At 71.4% G+C, this 15,080-nt stretch carries 14 protein-coding genes; 8 read left to right on the top strand and 6 right to left on the bottom strand.

Translation table 11 applies throughout. The features are described from left to right. Positions 1-35 precede the first annotated feature (35 nt). The gene (locus ACH4SP_RS39535) at positions 36-827 is read right to left on the bottom strand and encodes a TSUP family transporter (RefSeq protein ID WP_398422790.1); all 792 of its coding nucleotides are present in this window, start codon (positions 825-827) and stop codon (positions 36-38) included. A gap of 543 nt (positions 828-1,370) precedes the next feature. On the opposite strand from ACH4SP_RS39535, the gene ACH4SP_RS39530 reads away from it, so the two are divergent. Continuing rightward, positions 1,371-1,598, top strand: a complete 228-nt coding sequence (locus ACH4SP_RS39530) for a type II toxin-antitoxin system VapB family antitoxin (RefSeq protein WP_398422788.1) — start codon at positions 1,371-1,373, stop codon at positions 1,596-1,598. After that, the gene (locus ACH4SP_RS39525; RefSeq protein ID WP_398422786.1) at positions 1,599-2,015 is read left to right on the top strand and encodes a PIN domain nuclease; all 417 of its coding nucleotides are present in this window, start codon (positions 1,599-1,601) and stop codon (positions 2,013-2,015) included. It begins immediately after the preceding gene. 331 nt (positions 2,016-2,346) lie between these two features. Here ACH4SP_RS39525 and ychF read toward each other — a convergent pair whose 3' ends face one another. Then, on the bottom strand, positions 2,347-3,435 hold the full coding sequence (gene ychF, locus ACH4SP_RS39520; protein WP_398422784.1) for a redox-regulated ATPase YchF: 1,089 nt from the start codon (positions 3,433-3,435) through the stop codon (positions 2,347-2,349). Positions 3,436-3,785: 350 nt separating this feature from the next. Here ychF and ACH4SP_RS39515 point away from each other — a divergent pair, with 350 nt between their 5' ends. Next, positions 3,786-4,361, top strand: coding sequence for a DUF6542 domain-containing protein (locus ACH4SP_RS39515; RefSeq protein WP_398422782.1), 576 nt, complete (start codon positions 3,786-3,788; stop codon positions 4,359-4,361). Between the two features lie 128 nt (positions 4,362-4,489). On the opposite strand, the gene ppgK is transcribed toward ACH4SP_RS39515, so the two are convergent. Both ppgK and ACH4SP_RS39505 read right to left on the bottom strand, forming a co-directional pair. After that, positions 4,490-5,227, bottom strand: coding sequence for a polyphosphate--glucose phosphotransferase (gene ppgK, locus ACH4SP_RS39510; RefSeq protein ID WP_398422780.1), 738 nt, complete (start codon positions 5,225-5,227; stop codon positions 4,490-4,492). A gap of 45 nt (positions 5,228-5,272) precedes the next feature. Continuing rightward, positions 5,273-6,253 (bottom strand): 4-hydroxy-3-methylbut-2-enyl diphosphate reductase, encoded by a 981-nt coding sequence (locus tag ACH4SP_RS39505; RefSeq protein ID WP_398422778.1) that lies wholly within the window; start codon positions 6,251-6,253, stop codon positions 5,273-5,275. Positions 6,254-6,350: 97 nt separating this feature from the next. Here ACH4SP_RS39505 and ACH4SP_RS39500 point away from each other — a divergent pair, with 97 nt between their 5' ends. From ACH4SP_RS39500 to ACH4SP_RS39490, 3 genes are all read left to right on the top strand, one after another. After that, positions 6,351-7,778, top strand: coding sequence for an APC family permease (locus ACH4SP_RS39500; protein ID WP_398422776.1), 1,428 nt, complete (start codon positions 6,351-6,353; stop codon positions 7,776-7,778). Between the two features lie 446 nt (positions 7,779-8,224). Continuing rightward, complete coding sequence (gene xseA / locus ACH4SP_RS39495; protein WP_398422774.1) at positions 8,225-9,433, top strand: exodeoxyribonuclease VII large subunit; 1,209 nt, start codon at positions 8,225-8,227, stop codon at positions 9,431-9,433. Positions 9,434-9,493: 60 nt separating this feature from the next. After that, entirely contained in the window at positions 9,494-9,724 is a 231-nt protein-coding gene (locus tag ACH4SP_RS39490; protein ID WP_398422772.1) for an exodeoxyribonuclease VII small subunit, read from the top strand. 182 nt (positions 9,725-9,906) lie between these two features. Here ACH4SP_RS39490 and ACH4SP_RS39485 read toward each other — a convergent pair whose 3' ends face one another. After that, complete coding sequence (locus ACH4SP_RS39485; protein ID WP_398422771.1) at positions 9,907-11,034, bottom strand: methyltransferase; 1,128 nt, start codon at positions 11,032-11,034, stop codon at positions 9,907-9,909. A gap of 279 nt (positions 11,035-11,313) precedes the next feature. Here ACH4SP_RS39485 and ACH4SP_RS39480 point away from each other — a divergent pair, with 279 nt between their 5' ends. Further along, a complete protein-coding gene (locus ACH4SP_RS39480; protein WP_398422768.1) occupies positions 11,314-13,020 on the top strand; it encodes a sigma-70 family RNA polymerase sigma factor in 1,707 nt (568 codons plus the stop codon). Between the two features lie 35 nt (positions 13,021-13,055). Here the strand turns inward: ACH4SP_RS39480 and ACH4SP_RS39475 are convergent, their stop codons facing one another. Continuing rightward, on the bottom strand, positions 13,056-13,871 hold the full coding sequence (locus ACH4SP_RS39475; protein ID WP_398422766.1) for an isocitrate lyase/phosphoenolpyruvate mutase family protein: 816 nt from the start codon (positions 13,869-13,871) through the stop codon (positions 13,056-13,058). 174 nt (positions 13,872-14,045) lie between these two features. Between ACH4SP_RS39475 and ACH4SP_RS39470 the strand changes: the two genes are divergently transcribed. Next, on the top strand, positions 14,046-14,951 hold the full coding sequence (locus ACH4SP_RS39470; RefSeq protein ID WP_398422764.1) for a DUF4190 domain-containing protein: 906 nt from the start codon (positions 14,046-14,048) through the stop codon (positions 14,949-14,951). Positions 14,952-15,080 lie beyond the last annotated feature (129 nt).

Raw genomic sequence — 15,080 nt, 5'->3', positions numbered from 1 at the left:
CCCCGCTCCCGCCCCCGCCCCTGGCCCCTGGCCTCTCAGCCGAACTGGTCGTACCCGAGGCGCAGGATCATCACCGTGACGACGACCAGCAGTACGACCCGGACGAACCCACTGCCCCGGGCCAACGTCATCCGTGCTCCGACGAGGGCGCCGGCCACGTTGAAGGCCGACATGCCGAGGCCCAGCAGCCACAGGACGTGCCCTTGCGACGCGAACACCAGCAGCGCGCCCAGGTTGGTACCGACGTTGATCATCTTCACGGTGGACAGCGCCCGGATGAACTCCAGGCTGAGGACGGTGGTGAAGGTGACGATGAGGAAGGTGCCGGTTCCCGGGCCCACCAGCCCGTCGTAGAACCCGATCCCGCCGCCCGCCAGCAGCACCAGCAGGGCGGCCCTGCGCCGCTCGGGTGCCTGGCGGGAGGCGTCCGGGCCCTCCGTTCCGGGCTTCCCCGCCCCGAAGCTGGGGCGCAGCAGTACGAAGCCGGCCACTCCGACCAGCAGTACGAGGATCACCGGACGGAGGAAATCGGAGGAGACGGCGGAGGCGACCAGCGCACCGCCCGCCGAACCGGCCACGGCCGCACCGCCGCCCACGGCCACCACTTTGCGTGACATCGGGTGCTTGCGGCCGTAGGCGAGCGCGGCGGCCAGGGTGCCGAAGGTCGCGGCCAGTTTGTTGGTTCCGAGCACGGAGGCCACCGGCAGATGGCCGGCGCCTATGAGCAGCGCGGGCAGCTGCAGAAGACCACCGCCGCCGACCACCGCGTCGATCCATCCGGCCATGGCTGCCACACCAAGCAGCACAAGGACGACATCCCACTCCATATAACTCAGATCCCTAGAATTGTTGCGGAATTACCTGAGCACATGGAATGTCGGGAAATTCGCCGCCTGGATACAGCGCTTTCATCCTTGTCGACACACGGAACGAATCAAGGCGGGCATGGGCGCGCGCTTCTGCCAGTCGTATTGAGTCAGGGCAACAAATCGCCCGAATGGGAATTCTCTCGGCAATGTCGCCGGAGCGCGCCGAGGCAACGGCGCAGTCCGCGGCGGAGTCCGCAGCGGCACGGTCTGGACACTGTCCTACCGGTGCTGGAAACGGCGAAGGGCCGACTCCCGAAGGAGCCGGCCCCTTGTCACCGAACCGATCACACGTTGAAGCGGAACGCTGGAACCGGATTTTTGACCTGCGGAGACGCCGGAGAACCGGTGCGGATCCAGCCGGGATCCAGCCACCGGCATGGGTGGGTCGACGGCTGGTTGTTCCTGGCAGCTGCCCCGCCCCTTGCGGCAGCGCTCCCAGCGAGAACGACACCATTTAGTGCTACCGTTTGGTGTCTTTTGTTTCGCTGAGAGGAGCCGCGCATGTCCCGGACGATGATCGACCTGGACGACGAGATGGTCGCGCAGGCCAAGGAGATATACGGCACGAAGACCAAGGCGGCCGCCGTGCGTGCGGCTGTGGAGGATGCCGTGAAGCGTCGCCTCCGTCAGCAGTTCATCGACGCCGTCAAGTCGGGTGAACTCGACTTCGGTGAGATCGTCGAGAACACGAAGGTGATCGACCCCGACCGGGACACGAGGGCGGTCTGAGTGGACGCTCCGTTCCTGGTCGACAAGTCAGCCCTCGCCCGCTGGCACCTGCCGCTGGTCGCTGCCGTCCTCGACCCGCTCCACGAACGCGGACTGCTGGCGATCTGCCCTGCCGTCGAGTACGAACTCATGTACAGCATTCGCGGAAAGAGCGAGGCCCCCGCCGTCGCGGCGTGGCTCCGGGGCTTCGACTACCTCTATGGCGACGACCGGGTCTTCGATCGCGCCCTGGAGGTTCAGCGTGCCGCCATCGAGCGTGGCTTCCACCGCGCACTGTCCCTCCCGGACCTGCTCGTCGCCGCGACTGCCGAGCTGAGCGGCGCAGTCGTCCTCCACCACGACGCCGACTACGACATGATCGTCGGCATCACCGGGCAGCGCTGCCAGTGGGTCGTGCAGCCGGGAACGGCCGACTGACGCACCACGCTCCGCCGTCGGATTCGGTGCCGGCGATAGATGCCGCACGGCATGTACGTCCCGGGATCGCAGTCAGCCGAAAACCCCAGCCGCGAAGCCGTGCGGCCCCACGAACACTGGCTCGCCGCTCAGCACCGTCCAGCCAGAATCCAGCGGCCGTTTTCCGAACGGCGCCAAGTAGCAGCCCCCATAGTGCCCCTGACCTGCGGGAAACTATCCGGTCATCTCTCGAATCCCACCCTTGAAGATTCCGCAGGAATTCCACCGCACCGGAACGCAAAAGACCCCCTGAACTGCGAAAACGCAGACCAGGGGGCCCTGTTCGAAAACCTCACACGTTGAAGCGGAACTCCACCACGTCGCCGTCCTGCATGACGTACTCCTTGCCCTCCATGCGGGCCTTGCCCTTGGCGCGGGCCTCGGTGACCGAGCCGGTTTCGACCAGGTCGGCGAAGGAGATGACCTCGGCCTTGATGAAGCCCTTCTGGAAGTCGGTGTGGATGACACCGGCCGCCTCGGGGGCCGTGGCGCCCTTGGGGATCGTCCAGGCGCGGGTCTCCTTGGGGCCTGCCGTGAGGTAGGTCTGGAGGCCGAGGGTGTCGAAGCCGACGCGGCCGAGGGTGGCCAGGCCGGGCTCTTCCTGGCCCATGGACTGGAGGAGTTCGAGGGCCTCCTCGTCGTCCAGCTCGATGAGCTCGGACTCGATCTTGGCGTTGAGGAAGATCGCCTCGGCGGGGGCGACGAGCGCGCGCTGCTCGTTCTTGAAGTCCTCGTCGACCAGCTCGTCCTCGTCGACGTTGAAGACGTACAGGAAGGGCTTGGTGGTGAGGAGGTGCAGCTCGTGGAGCAGGTCGCCCTGCTCCGTGCCCTTGGTGATGCCCGCGGAGAAGAGGGTCTCGCCGGCTTCCAGGATCTTCTGGGCCTTCTCGACGGCGGCGAGGACGGCGATCTTCTCCTTCTGGAGACGGGACTCCTTGGTGAGGCGGGGCACCGCCTTCTCGACGGACTGGAGGTCGGCGAGGATCAGCTCGGTGTTGATCGTCTCGATGTCGTCCTTGGGGGACACCTTGCCGTCGACGTGGACGACATTCTCGTCCTTGAAGGCGCGGATGACCTGGCAGATCGCGTCGGACTCGCGGATGTTCGCGAGGAACTTGTTGCCCAGGCCCTCACCCTCGGACGCACCGCGCACGATGCCCGCGATGTCGACGAAGTCGACCGTGGCGGGGAGGATCTTCTGCGAGCCGAAGATGCCCGCGAGGACGGCCAGGCGCGGGTCCGGGACGCCGACGACGCCGACGTTCGGCTCGATGGTGGCGAACGGGTAGTTGGCCGCCAGCACGTCGTTCTTGGTCAGGGCGTTGAACAGGGTCGACTTGCCGACATTCGGCAGACCGACGATTCCGATCGTGAGCGACACGTTGGCGACTTCCCGTTGCGGAGAGAGAGGAGCTGGTGCTGGCCCGGGGGTGGGCCGACCGATCCCCCAGTTTACGGGCGGGGGGTGGGGGTGTCGTACGGGGAGGAGCACCGCCCGCTTCGGTACGCTGCCGGGCCCGTCCTGGCATGCGCTGGCGGGCCCGTCCGCGCGCGCGGCGCAGGGCCCGCTCGGGCACACGGCGCAGGGCTCGCTCGGGCACACGGCGCAGGGCTCGCTCGCGCGTGCGGTGGTGGGCTCCCGGGGCGTGCGCCGTCGAACTCAACGCCAAGCTCGTCCAAAAGGCGTGTCCAAGCCCGGAATCCGCCAGTCCGGCGACCTACGTTGGTCCGGTGGAGCAACCCAGGACCCGTCCCCGCCCCCCGCAGCGCCGGCCGCACCACGTCGCCGCGCGGGGGATCAGCGCCGAGACCGCGACCGTCTACCGCGGCGCCGGTCGGTCCGCGCGGCCCGTTGCCCCGGTGGTGCTGGCGCTGCGGCGGCTGCCCAATCCGCGGCTGACCGGGCTCGGCGGAGGGCTGTTCGCGGCGCTGACGATGCTGGCGCTGGGGTTCCTGGACCAGCTGCTGTTCGACGGGGCGCCCGTCGTGTACGGGGTGCTGTTCCTGCTGGTCAGCCTGGTGACGGCACTGTGGGTACGGCCCGCCGACCTGGTCACCGCGCCGATCAGCGTGCCGATCGCCTTCGCCTGCGGGCTGCTGCCCATCGCGGGCGGCTCGGACGGCTTCGGGAGCCGGCTGATGGCCGTCGTCACCGCACTCGCCGTGCACGCGGGCTGGCTGTACGGCGGGACGCTGATCGCCGGTCTGATCGCCAGCGTGCGGAAGATCCGGCAGATGGGGCAGCGGCAGGCGGCCGCCCAGCCGGTCGCCGCAGGTGTACGACGGCAACGGCAGCGCAGCGAGTAGGCGCGCCCCGGCCAGGGGCGCGGGGAACTGCGCGACCAGCCACGGACGGCCCGCGGTCGAACCGTGGTTGAACCACCGCACTCCAGCACCACCGCGCTCCAGCACCACCGCGCACTCCAGCGGAGCGCTCAGCGCCCGGCGGCCGCCATCGCCGCTCCCACGATCCCCGCGTTGTTCTGCAGCTCGGCCGGGACGATCTCCGCGCGGACGCCCTCGATCAGGGGGATGAACTTCTCGGCCTTGCGGCTGACGCCGCCGCCGATGATGAAGAGGGACGGGGAGAAGAGCATCTCGACGTGCGCGAGGTACTTCGTCACGCGCTTCGCCCAGTGCTCCCAGCTCAGGTCCTCGTCCTCCTTGGCCTTCGTGGACGCGTGCTTCTCGGCGTCGTGGCCGTGCAGCTCCAGGTGGCCCAGCTCGGTGTTCGGGACGAGCTTCCCGTCGAGGAAGAGGGCGCTGCCGATGCCCGTACCGAAGGTGAGCAGGAAGACCGTGCCCTTGCGGCCGGCGCCCGCGCCGAACGTCATTTCGGCGACGCCCGCCGCGTCCGCGTCGTTCAGCACGGTGACCGGGAGGCCGAGGCGCTCGCCGAGCAGGGCCTGGGCGTCCAGGTCCACCCAGCCCTTGTCGACATTGGCGGCCGTGCGGGTGATGCCGTCCGTGACGACGCCGGGGAAGGTGATGCCGACCGGGCCCGACCAGCCGAAGTGGTCGACGACTTCCTTGACGCCGCCGATCACGCTGTCCGGCGTGGCCGGGTGCGGGGTCAGTACCTTGTGCCGCGGCTCGGCAAGGTCGCCCCGCTCCAGGTCCACGGGAGCGCCCTTGATGCCCGAACCGCCGATGTCCACTCCGAACACGTTCATGGACTCCACGTTACGACGCACCACCGACACGGGTAGGTGGAAGCGCTACTTGCTGCCGAGGGCCGCGGCCTCCGCGCGCAGGTCGCGGCGGAGTTCCTTGGGGAGCGAGAAGGTGATCGACTCGTCGGCCGTCTTCACCGTCTCGACGTCCGCGTAACCGCGCTCGGACAGCCACTCCAGTACGCCGTCCACCAGGACGTCCGGGACGGAGGCGCCCGAGGTCAGGCCGACCGTCGTCACGCCCTCCAGCCACGCCTCGTCGATCTCGGACGCGAAGTCGACCAGGTGCGCGGCGGGAGCGCCGGCGTCCAGGGCGACCTCGACCATGCGGATCGAGTTCGAGGAGTTCTTGGAGCCCACGACGATGACGAGCTCGGCGTCCTCGGCCAGCTTCTTCACCGCGATCTGGCGGTTCTGGGTGGCGTAGCAGATGTCGTCGCTGGGCGGCGAGAGGAGGTTCGGGAACTTGGACTTCAGGGCGTCGACCGTCTCCATCGTCTCGTCGACGGAGAGCGTGGTCTGGGAGAGCCAGACGACCTTCGACTCGTCGCGGACGGTGACGTTGGCGACGTCCTCCGGGCCGTCGACCAGGGTGATGTGGTCGGGGGCCTCGCCGGAGGTGCCGATGACCTCCTCGTGGCCCTCGTGGCCGATCAGGAGGATGTCGTAGTCGTCCTTCGCGTACCGGACGGCCTCCTTGTGGACCTTGGTGACCAGCGGGCAGGTCGCGTCGATGGTCGCGAGCTTCCGCTCGGCGGCCTCGGCGTGCACAGTCGGGGCGACGCCGTGCGCCGAGAACATCACGATGGAGCCCTCGGGGACCTCCGCCGTCTGCTCGACGAAGATCGCGCCCTTCTTCTCCAGGGTCTGCACGACGTACTTGTTGTGGACGATCTCGTGACGGACGTAGACCGGCGCACCGTACTGCTCAAGCGCCTTCTCGACGGCGATGACGGCGCGGTCCACGCCCGCGCAGTAGCCACGGGGGGCGGCAAGCAGGACACGGCGGGCGGGGGAGGAAGTCATGCCTCCATCGTAAGGCCGTGCCCGGGAGGCCAAAGATCGTGCACGGGGCAACACTGGGACGGACGGCCGATGGTGCGCACGTACGTACGGAGGAACGATGTCGGGGAATCCTGACGGTACGACAGGGGCGACGGAAGCGACCGGGGCGGCCGGTACCCGGACGTCGGGGCTGAAGCGGAGCCTCGGCTTTCGGGATCTGGTCGTCTACGGGCTGCTGTTCATCGCGCCCATGGCCCCGGTCGGCGTATTCGGCACCCTCGACGCCAAGTCGCACGGCGCCGTCGCGCTCGTCTACCTCGTCGCGACGGTGGCGATGGCGTTCACCGCCTTCAGCTACGCGCAGATGGTGCGGGTGGTGCCGCAGGCGGGCTCCGTCTTCGCGTACGCGCGCACGGCGCTGGGGGAGGGGCCCGGCTTCGTCGCCGGGTGGATGGCGATGCTCGACTATCTGCTGATCCCCGCCGTGGCCTATCTGTTCTCCGGGATCGCGCTGCACGCGCTGATGCCGTCGGTCTCGCAGTGGGTGTGGACGGCGATCGCGGTGGCGGTGACCACCGCGCTCAACATGTGGGGCGTACGGGCCGCCGCCCGCGTGGGCTTCGCGGTGCTCGCGCTGGAGATCGTCGTGCTGCTGGTGTTCGTGGTGGCCGCGCTGGTCGTGCTCGTACGGGACGGGGCCCACCGGGACTGGCTGTCGCCGCTCACCGGGGACGGGTCGATGGGGTCGTTCTCGATGGCGGCGGTGCTGGGCGCGGTGTCCGTGGCGGTGCTGTCGTACCTGGGATTCGACGCGATCGCCTCCTTCGCGGAGGAGGTGACGGGGGGCTCGGCGAAGGTCGCGAGGGCCGTGCTGCTGTGTCTGGCGCTGGTCGGTGTGCTCTTCGTCGTACAGACGTATCTGGTGGCGCTGCTCTCGCCGGTCCGGGCGGCCGAGCTGGCGGCCGATCCGGGGAAGCAGGGGACGGCGTTCTACGACGCGGTGGACGGCGCGGTCGGGTCGTGGCTGCACGACCTGGTGGCGGTGAGCAAGGCGATCGGGGCGGCGTTCGCGGCGCTGGCCGGGCAGGCGGCGGCGGGGCGGCTGCTGTTCGCGATGGCACGTGACCGGCGGCTGCCGAAGGTGCTGGCACGGGTGGACGCGAAGTCCGGGGTGCCGAGGGTGGCACTGGGGTTCGCGGCGGTGGTGACGCTGGTGGCGGCGGTGTGGGCGGCACGGCGGGGAGACGGCATGGACCACCTGGTGTCGGTGGTCGACATCGGCGCCCTGACGGCATTCGTGCTGCTGCACGCGTCGGTGGTGAGCTGGTTCGCGGTACGGAGGGAAGAGGGGGCACCGGTGTGGTGGCGCCACGTCCTGGCCCCGGTGATCGGCGCGGTGATCGCGGTGGCGGTCATCGTGGAGGCGAGCAGGACGGCGCAGGTGGTGGGGGTGGTGTGGCTGGTGGTGGGGCTGGGGGTGTTGGCGGTGCAGCGGGGGAGGGGACCGGGGAACGGCCCAACCACCCCCTCCACCCCTAGCCCCTAGCTGCTGAGCCCCCGCCTCCTTGGGCAGCGGGGCCGCCCCCCGGGGGCGGTACGGGTGGGCAAGGGGGCGGCCCCCACGCGGAGCGCACCCTCCCGCGTCCGCATGCCCTCGCCACCGCACCCCCGCGCCCCGCGACCGCACTCCGTGCGGGCCGGTGGGCCGCTTCGCGGATGGGCCCCTCCCCGCCCCTCCACCTAAACCGCTCGCCGCGGGGCGGGTGGGTGGGTGGGTGGGTTGTACGTGCGGGTGCGTCGTGGCTGATCGCGCAGTTCCCCGCGCCCCTAACGGGGCCGGTGGGCGTCGTAGCTGGTCGTGTCCGTGCGGCGGAGCCGCACATCCAGCACAGCCCCGCGCCCCATGCACGGGTGTGGTGACCGTCCTCAAGCGCCGCAGCGCCGACACGTACCGCCCTGCCAATGTCACCCCACCCCGCTAGCCTCACCCCCATGGCTCTCAACACGTCCGCCGACGCCCCCCTCCCCGTGGGCGAAGTCTCCCGCCTGATCGGTGGCTGGATCGACCGGCTCGGTGCCGTGTGGGTCGAAGGGCAGATCACCCAGCTCTCCCGCCGCCCCGGCGCCGGCGTCGTCTTCCTCACCCTCCGCGATCCGTCGAACGACATCTCCGTGTCCGTGACCTGCTACCGGCAGGTCTTCGACGCGGTCGCCGACGTCGTCTCCGAAGGCGCCCGCGTCGTCGTCCACGCGAAGCCCGAGTGGTACGCCCCGCGCGGCCAGCTCTCGCTGCGGGCCACCGAGATAAAGCCGGTCGGGATCGGCGAACTGCTCGCCCGGCTTGAGCAGTTGAAGAAGTCCCTCGCCGCCGAAGGACTCTTCGCGCTCGACCGGAAGCGGTCGCTGCCCTTCCTTCCCCAGCTGATCGGACTCGTCACCGGCCGCGCATCCGCCGCCGAGCGGGACGTACTGGAGAACGCCAGGCGCCGCTGGCCCGCCGTCCGCTTCGAGGTGCGGAACGTCGCCGTGCAGGGCGTCCACGCGGTCCCGCAGGTCGTCCAGGCGGTCAAGGAGCTGGACGCCCTGCCGGAGGTGGACGTGATCGTCGTGGCGCGGGGCGGCGGGAGCGTGGAGGACCTCCTGCCCTTCTCGGACGAGCAGTTGGTACGGGCCGTGGCCGCCGTCCGTACCCCCGTCGTGTCCGCGATCGGCCACGAGCCCGACTCGCCGCTGCTCGACCTCGTCGCCGACCTGCGGGCCTCCACGCCCACGGACGCCGCGAAGAAGGTCGTACCGGACGTGGGCGAGGAACTCGACCGCGTACAGGGGCTGCGCGACCGCGCGCTGCGTACGGTGCGGGGGCTGCTCGACCGGGAGGAACGCGGGCTGGCCTCCGCCCTGGCCAGGCCCGTCATGGAGCGGCCCCAGCGCATGGTCGAGGAGCGCGAGGCCGACATCGACGCCCTGGTCGCGCGCAACCGGCGGACGCTGGGGCACCTGCTCGACCGGGCCGACTCCGAGCTGTCGCACACCCGGGCACGGGTGGTCGCGCTGTCGCCCGCCGCGACGCTGGAGCGCGGGTACGCGGTGCTGCAGCGCGGCGACGGCGCGGTGGTGCGGTCGCCGGAGGAGGTGTCCGCGGGCGACGAACTGCGGGCGAGGGTGTCGGATGGGGAGTTCGTGGTGAGGGTCACCGAGTGAGCCGCGGCGGCAGTTGCGGCTCTACCGCTGTTGTCGGACCTCGCACTTAAGGTGGAACGCATGGCCAAGACGGATGAAGCCGCGACCGAGGTCGGTTACGAGCAGGCGCGGGACGAGCTGATCGACGTCGTACGCCGCCTGGAGGCGGGCGGCACGACCCTGGAGGAGTCCCTCGCCCTGTGGGAGCGGGGCGAGGAACTGGCGAAGGTGTGCCGCCGCTGGCTGGACGGCGCCCGCGCCAGGCTGAACGCGGCCCTGGCCGAACCGGGAGAGCCCGCCGGGCAGAACTAGCCGGGCAGAGCCGGCCGGGCAGAGCTGGCCGGGCAGAGTTGCCCCACGCGGGTCTGAGCCCACGCGGGTCTGAGCCCGCGCGGGTCTGAGCCCGCGCAGGTCTGAGCCCGCGCAGGTCTGAGCCCGCGCACGGCTGGCCCACCCGCAGGACCGAGCCCGCTCCCGCGGCCCGGAGCGCCGCGTCAGTCTGCCGTCAAGCGCCACAGCGAGGTCACTTCCGCGCTCCGTGCCTCGTGCAGCGGGTCCGTCGTGTCCCTGGCCCGTGGGTGGCGCGGGGCGATGTCCAGGCGGTCCAGTACCCGTAGGCCGGACTTCTCGAAGCGGTTCAGGAGTTCCTCGCGGGTCCGCAGACCGAGGTGTTCGGCCAGGTCCGAGAGGATCAGCCAGCCTTCGCCGCCCGGCTCCAGATGGTCGGGCAGCCCGTCCAGGAAGCCCTGCAGCATCCGGCTGTCCGGGTCGTAGACCGCGTACTCGACCGGGGTGCGCGGGCGGGCCGGTACCCACGGCGGGTTGCAGACGACGAGAGGGGCGCGACCGGCAGGGAAGAGGTCGGCCTCGACGACCTCCACCGCGTCGCCGAGACCGAGCCGTCCGAGGTTCTCCCGCGCGCACTCCAGAGCCCGCGGGTCCTGGTCGGTGGCGACCACCCGGTGCACCCCGCGCCTGGCCAGCACGGCGGACAGCACGCCCGTACCCGTACCGATGTCGAACGCGGTGCTCAGCGCGGGCAGCGGAGCCTCGGCGATCAGGTCGACGTACTCGCCGCGGGCCGGTGAGAACACCCCGTAGTGCGGGTGGATGCGGTCGCCGCCGAGGGCGGGGATCCGCACGCCGTTCCTGCGCCACTCGTGTGCGCCGATCACCCCGAGCAGCTCGCGCAGCGAGACCGTGTACGGCTCGTCGGCGGGGCCGTACGCACCGGTGCAGGCCTCCGTGACCTCCGGCGCCCGGCGGAGCGGAACCACGTGCCCCGGCTCGACCCCCACCACCAGCATGCCGAGGATCCGGGTGCGCCTGGACTGGGCCTGGCGGTGCAGATGGAAGCTCTCCGCCGGGGTCGCGCCCGGCTTGGCGCCCTTGCGGTCGACCCGCCGGGCCAGGGCCGTGAGCAGCTGCCGCGCGTTGTGGAAGTCGCCGCGCCACAGCAGGGCCGTGCCCTCGCAGACCAGCTTGAACGCGGCGTCCGCGGTCGTCCGGTCGTCGGCGACGACGACCCGCTTGGGCGCCGGAGCACCGTTCTCCGACCGCCAACGGTTCTGTGCCGCGGTGCCGTCGGCCTCGGTCCACCGGAAAAACTCCTGAAGGGTCACCCGTCCAGTGTCCCAGGGGCGGGCGGACCCCTCCGCCACCTCGGCGAAGGCACCCCGGTGGCGGCACCTGGACCGGGGCCGCCACCGCCCGGCGTGCGAGCATCGTGCCGCGCGGCCGAAGTGTGCGCGGAGATTGCCGGCCCGTTTTCTGTTATCCGCTGTCCGGCCCGCGGTCTCCCAGGTGTCGGATGCAAGAAGTGTGTGCGTACGGGCCCAGGCGGCCGACCGGACGAAGAGGGGCGGGCAACCGTGAACAGGGAACACGGAGTCGCGAGAGTCGTGGCGGCGCAGAGCGGCGATCCGCAGGCGCAGGACGAACTCGTCGCCGCGTACCTGCCTCTCGTCTACAACATCGTCGGCCGGGCCCTGGGCGGCCACGCCGACGTCGACGACGTCGTGCAGGAGACCATGCTGCGCGCCCTCGACGGCCTCGGCACCCTCCGCATCCCGGAGAGCTTCCGGTCGTGGCTGGTGGCCATCGCGATGAACGAGGTACGGCGCCACTGGCAGCGCGAGCAGCCGACGGCGGCCCCCGTCCCCGGCGATCGCGAGCCCGCCGACCCCGGGGCCGACTTCGTCGGTCTCACCCTCGTCCGGATGGGGCTCTCCGGGCAGCGCAAGGAGACCGTCGAGGCGACCCGCTGGCTGGACGGCGACGACCGTGCGCTGCTGTCCCTGTGGTGGCTGGAGGCCGCGGGCGAGCTGACCAGGGCCGAGGTGGCGACCGCGCTCGAACTGTCGCCCGACCACACCGCCGTACGCGTACAGCGCATGAAGGCGCAGCTGGAGGCGGCCCGGGTGGTCGTGCGGGCGCTGGCAGCGGTGCCGCTGTGCGGGCAGCTGCGGGACGTCCTCGCGCCGTGGGACGGGGCCCCGTCCGCGCTGTGGCGGAAGCGAATATCGAGGCACGCGAAGGAGTGCGCGGTGTGCTCGGGCCACCGCAGCGGCCTGATGCCGGCGGAGGGGCTGCTGGCCGGGTTCGGGCTGGTGCCGGTGGCGGGCGCGCTGGTGGAACTGGTGGGTCTGGCGATACGGGGCGCGGCGCCGGGTCGGTCGACGGCCCAGTCCATGGGCGCCGCCGGATCGGTGGCCCACACCCAGCCGGCTCCCGTTCCGTACGGGGATCCGGCACCGTACGCGGCCCACGGCCAACCGCCGCTCTCGCACGCGGACCCGGCGTCGTACCCGAATACCGGCACCGGCAGCGGTGCCGATACCGCTCGCACCGGCGCCCGTACCGCCCGCCGTCAGCAGCGGACCCGGCGGCGGCGTCAAGTGATCGGCGCGGCAGCCCTGTTGGCGATCGTCGGGGGCGGGTTCGGGGTGTTCCGGATCTTCTCCGGCGGGGCGGACGGCGGGGCCAGCACGGCGGTCGCCGAGGCCGGGCAGCGCGGCGGGCCCGCACTGCCGAGCGCGAGCGGCAGCAGCAGTGCGGTTCCCACGCCGGGCACGGCGTCGCCCACCGCCTCCGCGACCCCCACCAAGACCCCGGCGACCAAGACCCCCACCCCCACCCGGACCACGTCGAAGCCGAAGCCGCCGCCCGCCCCGAAGCCGAGCAGGACGGCCGCTGCCACCAGGACCGCCCGGCCGCCCGCGCCTCCCGCAGGGCCCGCCCAGGAGGTGCTGAACATCCTCAACTCCGAGCGGGCGAAGGCGGGTTGCTCTCCGCTGAGCAGCAACGGGCTGCTGCGTACCGCCGCCCAGCGGCACTCCGAGGACATGGTCGCGCGCGGCTTCTTCGACCACACCAACCCGGACGGCGACGGACCCGGCGAGCGCGTCACCGCCGCCGGGTACAAGTGGAGTACGTACGGGGAGAACATCGCCTACGGCCAGTCCACCCCCGCCGCGGTCATGGAGACCTGGATGAACAGCTCGGGCCACCGGGCCAACATCCTCAACTGCTCGTTCAAGGAGGTCGGCATCGGCATCAAGGACGCGTCGGGCGGCATCCGCTGGACCCAGGTGTTCGGCGCGAGGTGACCGCGGCAGGGCTCGACGTCAGCTCTTGAAGGACGTCAGCTCTTGAAGAGGGCGTTGAGCTCGCCGTGCGGCACCGCTCCCACCACCGAGTCGTACGTCCCCGAGGTCAGCAGCTCCCGGGCGGCGCGGCGCACCACCGCGTACGCGGCGCAGGCGACCCCGCCGCCCAGGCTGACCCTCGACACACCCAGCTCCGCCAGCTCGGCGGCGGTGGGGGCGCCAGGACCCGCCAGGACGTTCAGCGGTACGTCGACGGCCGCGACCAGCGCCGCGATCGTCTCCGGGTCGGTGACGCCGGGCACGAAGACGCCGTCGGCGCCCGCGGCCACGTACGCGTGCATCCGCCGGATCGTCTCCGCCAGCCGTCCGGACTCCTCGCCGAGGCCGAACAGGTAGGTGTCGACCCGGGCGTTGACGTACAGCGGCACACCGCTCTTGTCGGCGGCGGCCCGCGCGGCGGCGATCCGGCCCGCCTGCTCCGCCGGGTCGCGCGTCCCGTCTTCCAGGTTCACGCCGACCGCGCCTGCGGCGATGACCGCGGCGACGGTCTCGCCGACACCCTCGGCGGTGTCCGCGAAGCCGCCCTCGATGTCCGCGGTGACGGGCACCCGCACCGCTGCGGCGATCCGGGCGATCAGGTCCAGTGCCCGGTCCCGGTCGAGCGCGTCGCCGTCCGGCGCCCCCAGGCTCCAGGCGACTCCGGCACTGGTCGTGGCGACGGCGGAGGCCCCCGCCTCCTCGACCAGCAGCGCGCTGGCCACGTCCCACGCGTTGGGGAGCAGGAGCGGGGACTTCGGGGTGGTGTGCAGGGAACGGAGGAGGGTCGCCTTGTCGTGCTGCGTCGTCGTCATGGGAGCAGTCCACCAGGTTTCGGCGGCCGGGGCTGGCGAGTTTCCGACATTGCCGCCGCCCGTACCGGCCCGCCCGCCGGCCGTCCCTTTTGACCGGTCCCGAGGCTCTGTCCGAGCCGCCGCGTACGATGCGCGCGGCACCCCCGCACCGCCCCGACGAGGAGCACCGTACTGATGGCGATACCGCCGCCCCCGGAACAGCCCTGGAACCAGCCGCAGCAGCCCGGCGGACCCCCGCAGCAACCGGTCCCGCCGCAGCACCGGGCGTACGGCACGCCCTACCCGCCGTCCCCGTACGGCGCGCAGCCCTACGGCGGCCCGCAGCAGCCCTACGGGATGCCGCCCGTGCCGCCGAAGACCAACGGGCTGGCCATCGCCTCCCTCGTCACCGGCATCGTCTGCTGCGTACCGGTCCTCGGCCTGATCCTCGGCCTGATCGCCCTGTCGCAGATCAGGAAGCGCGGCGACTCGGGGAAGGGCATGGCGGTCGCGGGCATCGTGCTGTCGTCGCTCAGCGTCGTGCTCGTCCTGGTCGGCATCGTCACCGGCGCCCTGGCCAACTTCAAGCAGGGCTTCGAGGAGGGCATGCGGGAGAACACGCACTCCGTCGAGGACCTGCGGACCGGGCAGTGCTTCGACACCGCGGACGGTTCGCTGGAGGGGACCACGTACGACGTGACGCTCATCGACTGCGGGAAGGCGCACGACGCCGAGGTGTTCGGCACCTTCGACCTGGACGAGTCCGGGTCCTACCCGGGCGACGCGAGGATCAGCAAGATCGCCGACCAGAAGTGCGCGGTCGCGGAGCAGGAGTACACCGGCGGCTCCGGCGTCGACACCGACTCGTACTACCTGATGCCGGACGCGCGCGGCTGGCGGCTCGGCGACCGGGGCGTCACCTGTGTCTTCGGCAACGAGTCCGGCGAGAAGCTCACCGGATCGCTCCGCGACGCCGGGACGGGCGGGGACGGCGGGAGCACCGGTGGCACCGGGGAAACCGGGGGCACTGGTGACAGCGGGAGCACCGGGGGCAGTGGGAGTACCGGGGACAGCGGGGCCGGTGCGGGCGAAGAGGTGTAAGCCCGCGGGCCCATTACCCGGGGAAACATGCCTGCGTAAAGCCGAATCATCACTTCGAGTGAAACCCTGGCCTTTGCTTGTGTTCGGCAACCGTAGGTTGCCAGGCTGTTGCTGTCTGTCAACCTGATG

The organism is Streptomyces sp. NPDC021093, from assembly GCF_044333135.1.
Classification (GTDB): Bacteria; Actinomycetota; Actinomycetes; order Streptomycetales; family Streptomycetaceae; genus Streptomyces.
This window is presented reverse-complemented; position numbering and strand designations above follow the sequence as displayed.

Bases quoted from the DNA above. Each gene is read 5' to 3' on its own strand.
- ACH4SP_RS39535 (WP_398422790.1), bottom strand. From the start codon at position 827: ATGGAGTGGGATGTCGTCCTTGTGCTGCTTGGTGTGGCAGCCATGGCC.
- ACH4SP_RS39530 (WP_398422788.1), top strand. From the start codon at position 1,371: ATGTCCCGGACGATGATCGACCTGGACGACGAGATGGTCGCGCAGGCC.
- ppgK (WP_398422780.1), bottom strand. From the start codon at position 5,227: ATGAACGTGTTCGGAGTGGACATCGGCGGTTCGGGCATCAAGGGCGCT.
- ACH4SP_RS39505 (WP_398422778.1), bottom strand. From the start codon at position 6,253: ATGACTTCCTCCCCCGCCCGCCGTGTCCTGCTTGCCGCCCCCCGTGGC.
- ACH4SP_RS39500 (WP_398422776.1), top strand. From the start codon at position 6,351: ATGTCGGGGAATCCTGACGGTACGACAGGGGCGACGGAAGCGACCGGG.
- xseA (WP_398422774.1), top strand. From the start codon at position 8,225: ATGGCTCTCAACACGTCCGCCGACGCCCCCCTCCCCGTGGGCGAAGTC.
- ACH4SP_RS39490 (WP_398422772.1), top strand. From the start codon at position 9,494: ATGGCCAAGACGGATGAAGCCGCGACCGAGGTCGGTTACGAGCAGGCG.
- ACH4SP_RS39475 (WP_398422766.1), bottom strand. From the start codon at position 13,871: ATGACGACGACGCAGCACGACAAGGCGACCCTCCTCCGTTCCCTGCAC.
- ACH4SP_RS39470 (WP_398422764.1), top strand. From the start codon at position 14,046: ATGGCGATACCGCCGCCCCCGGAACAGCCCTGGAACCAGCCGCAGCAG.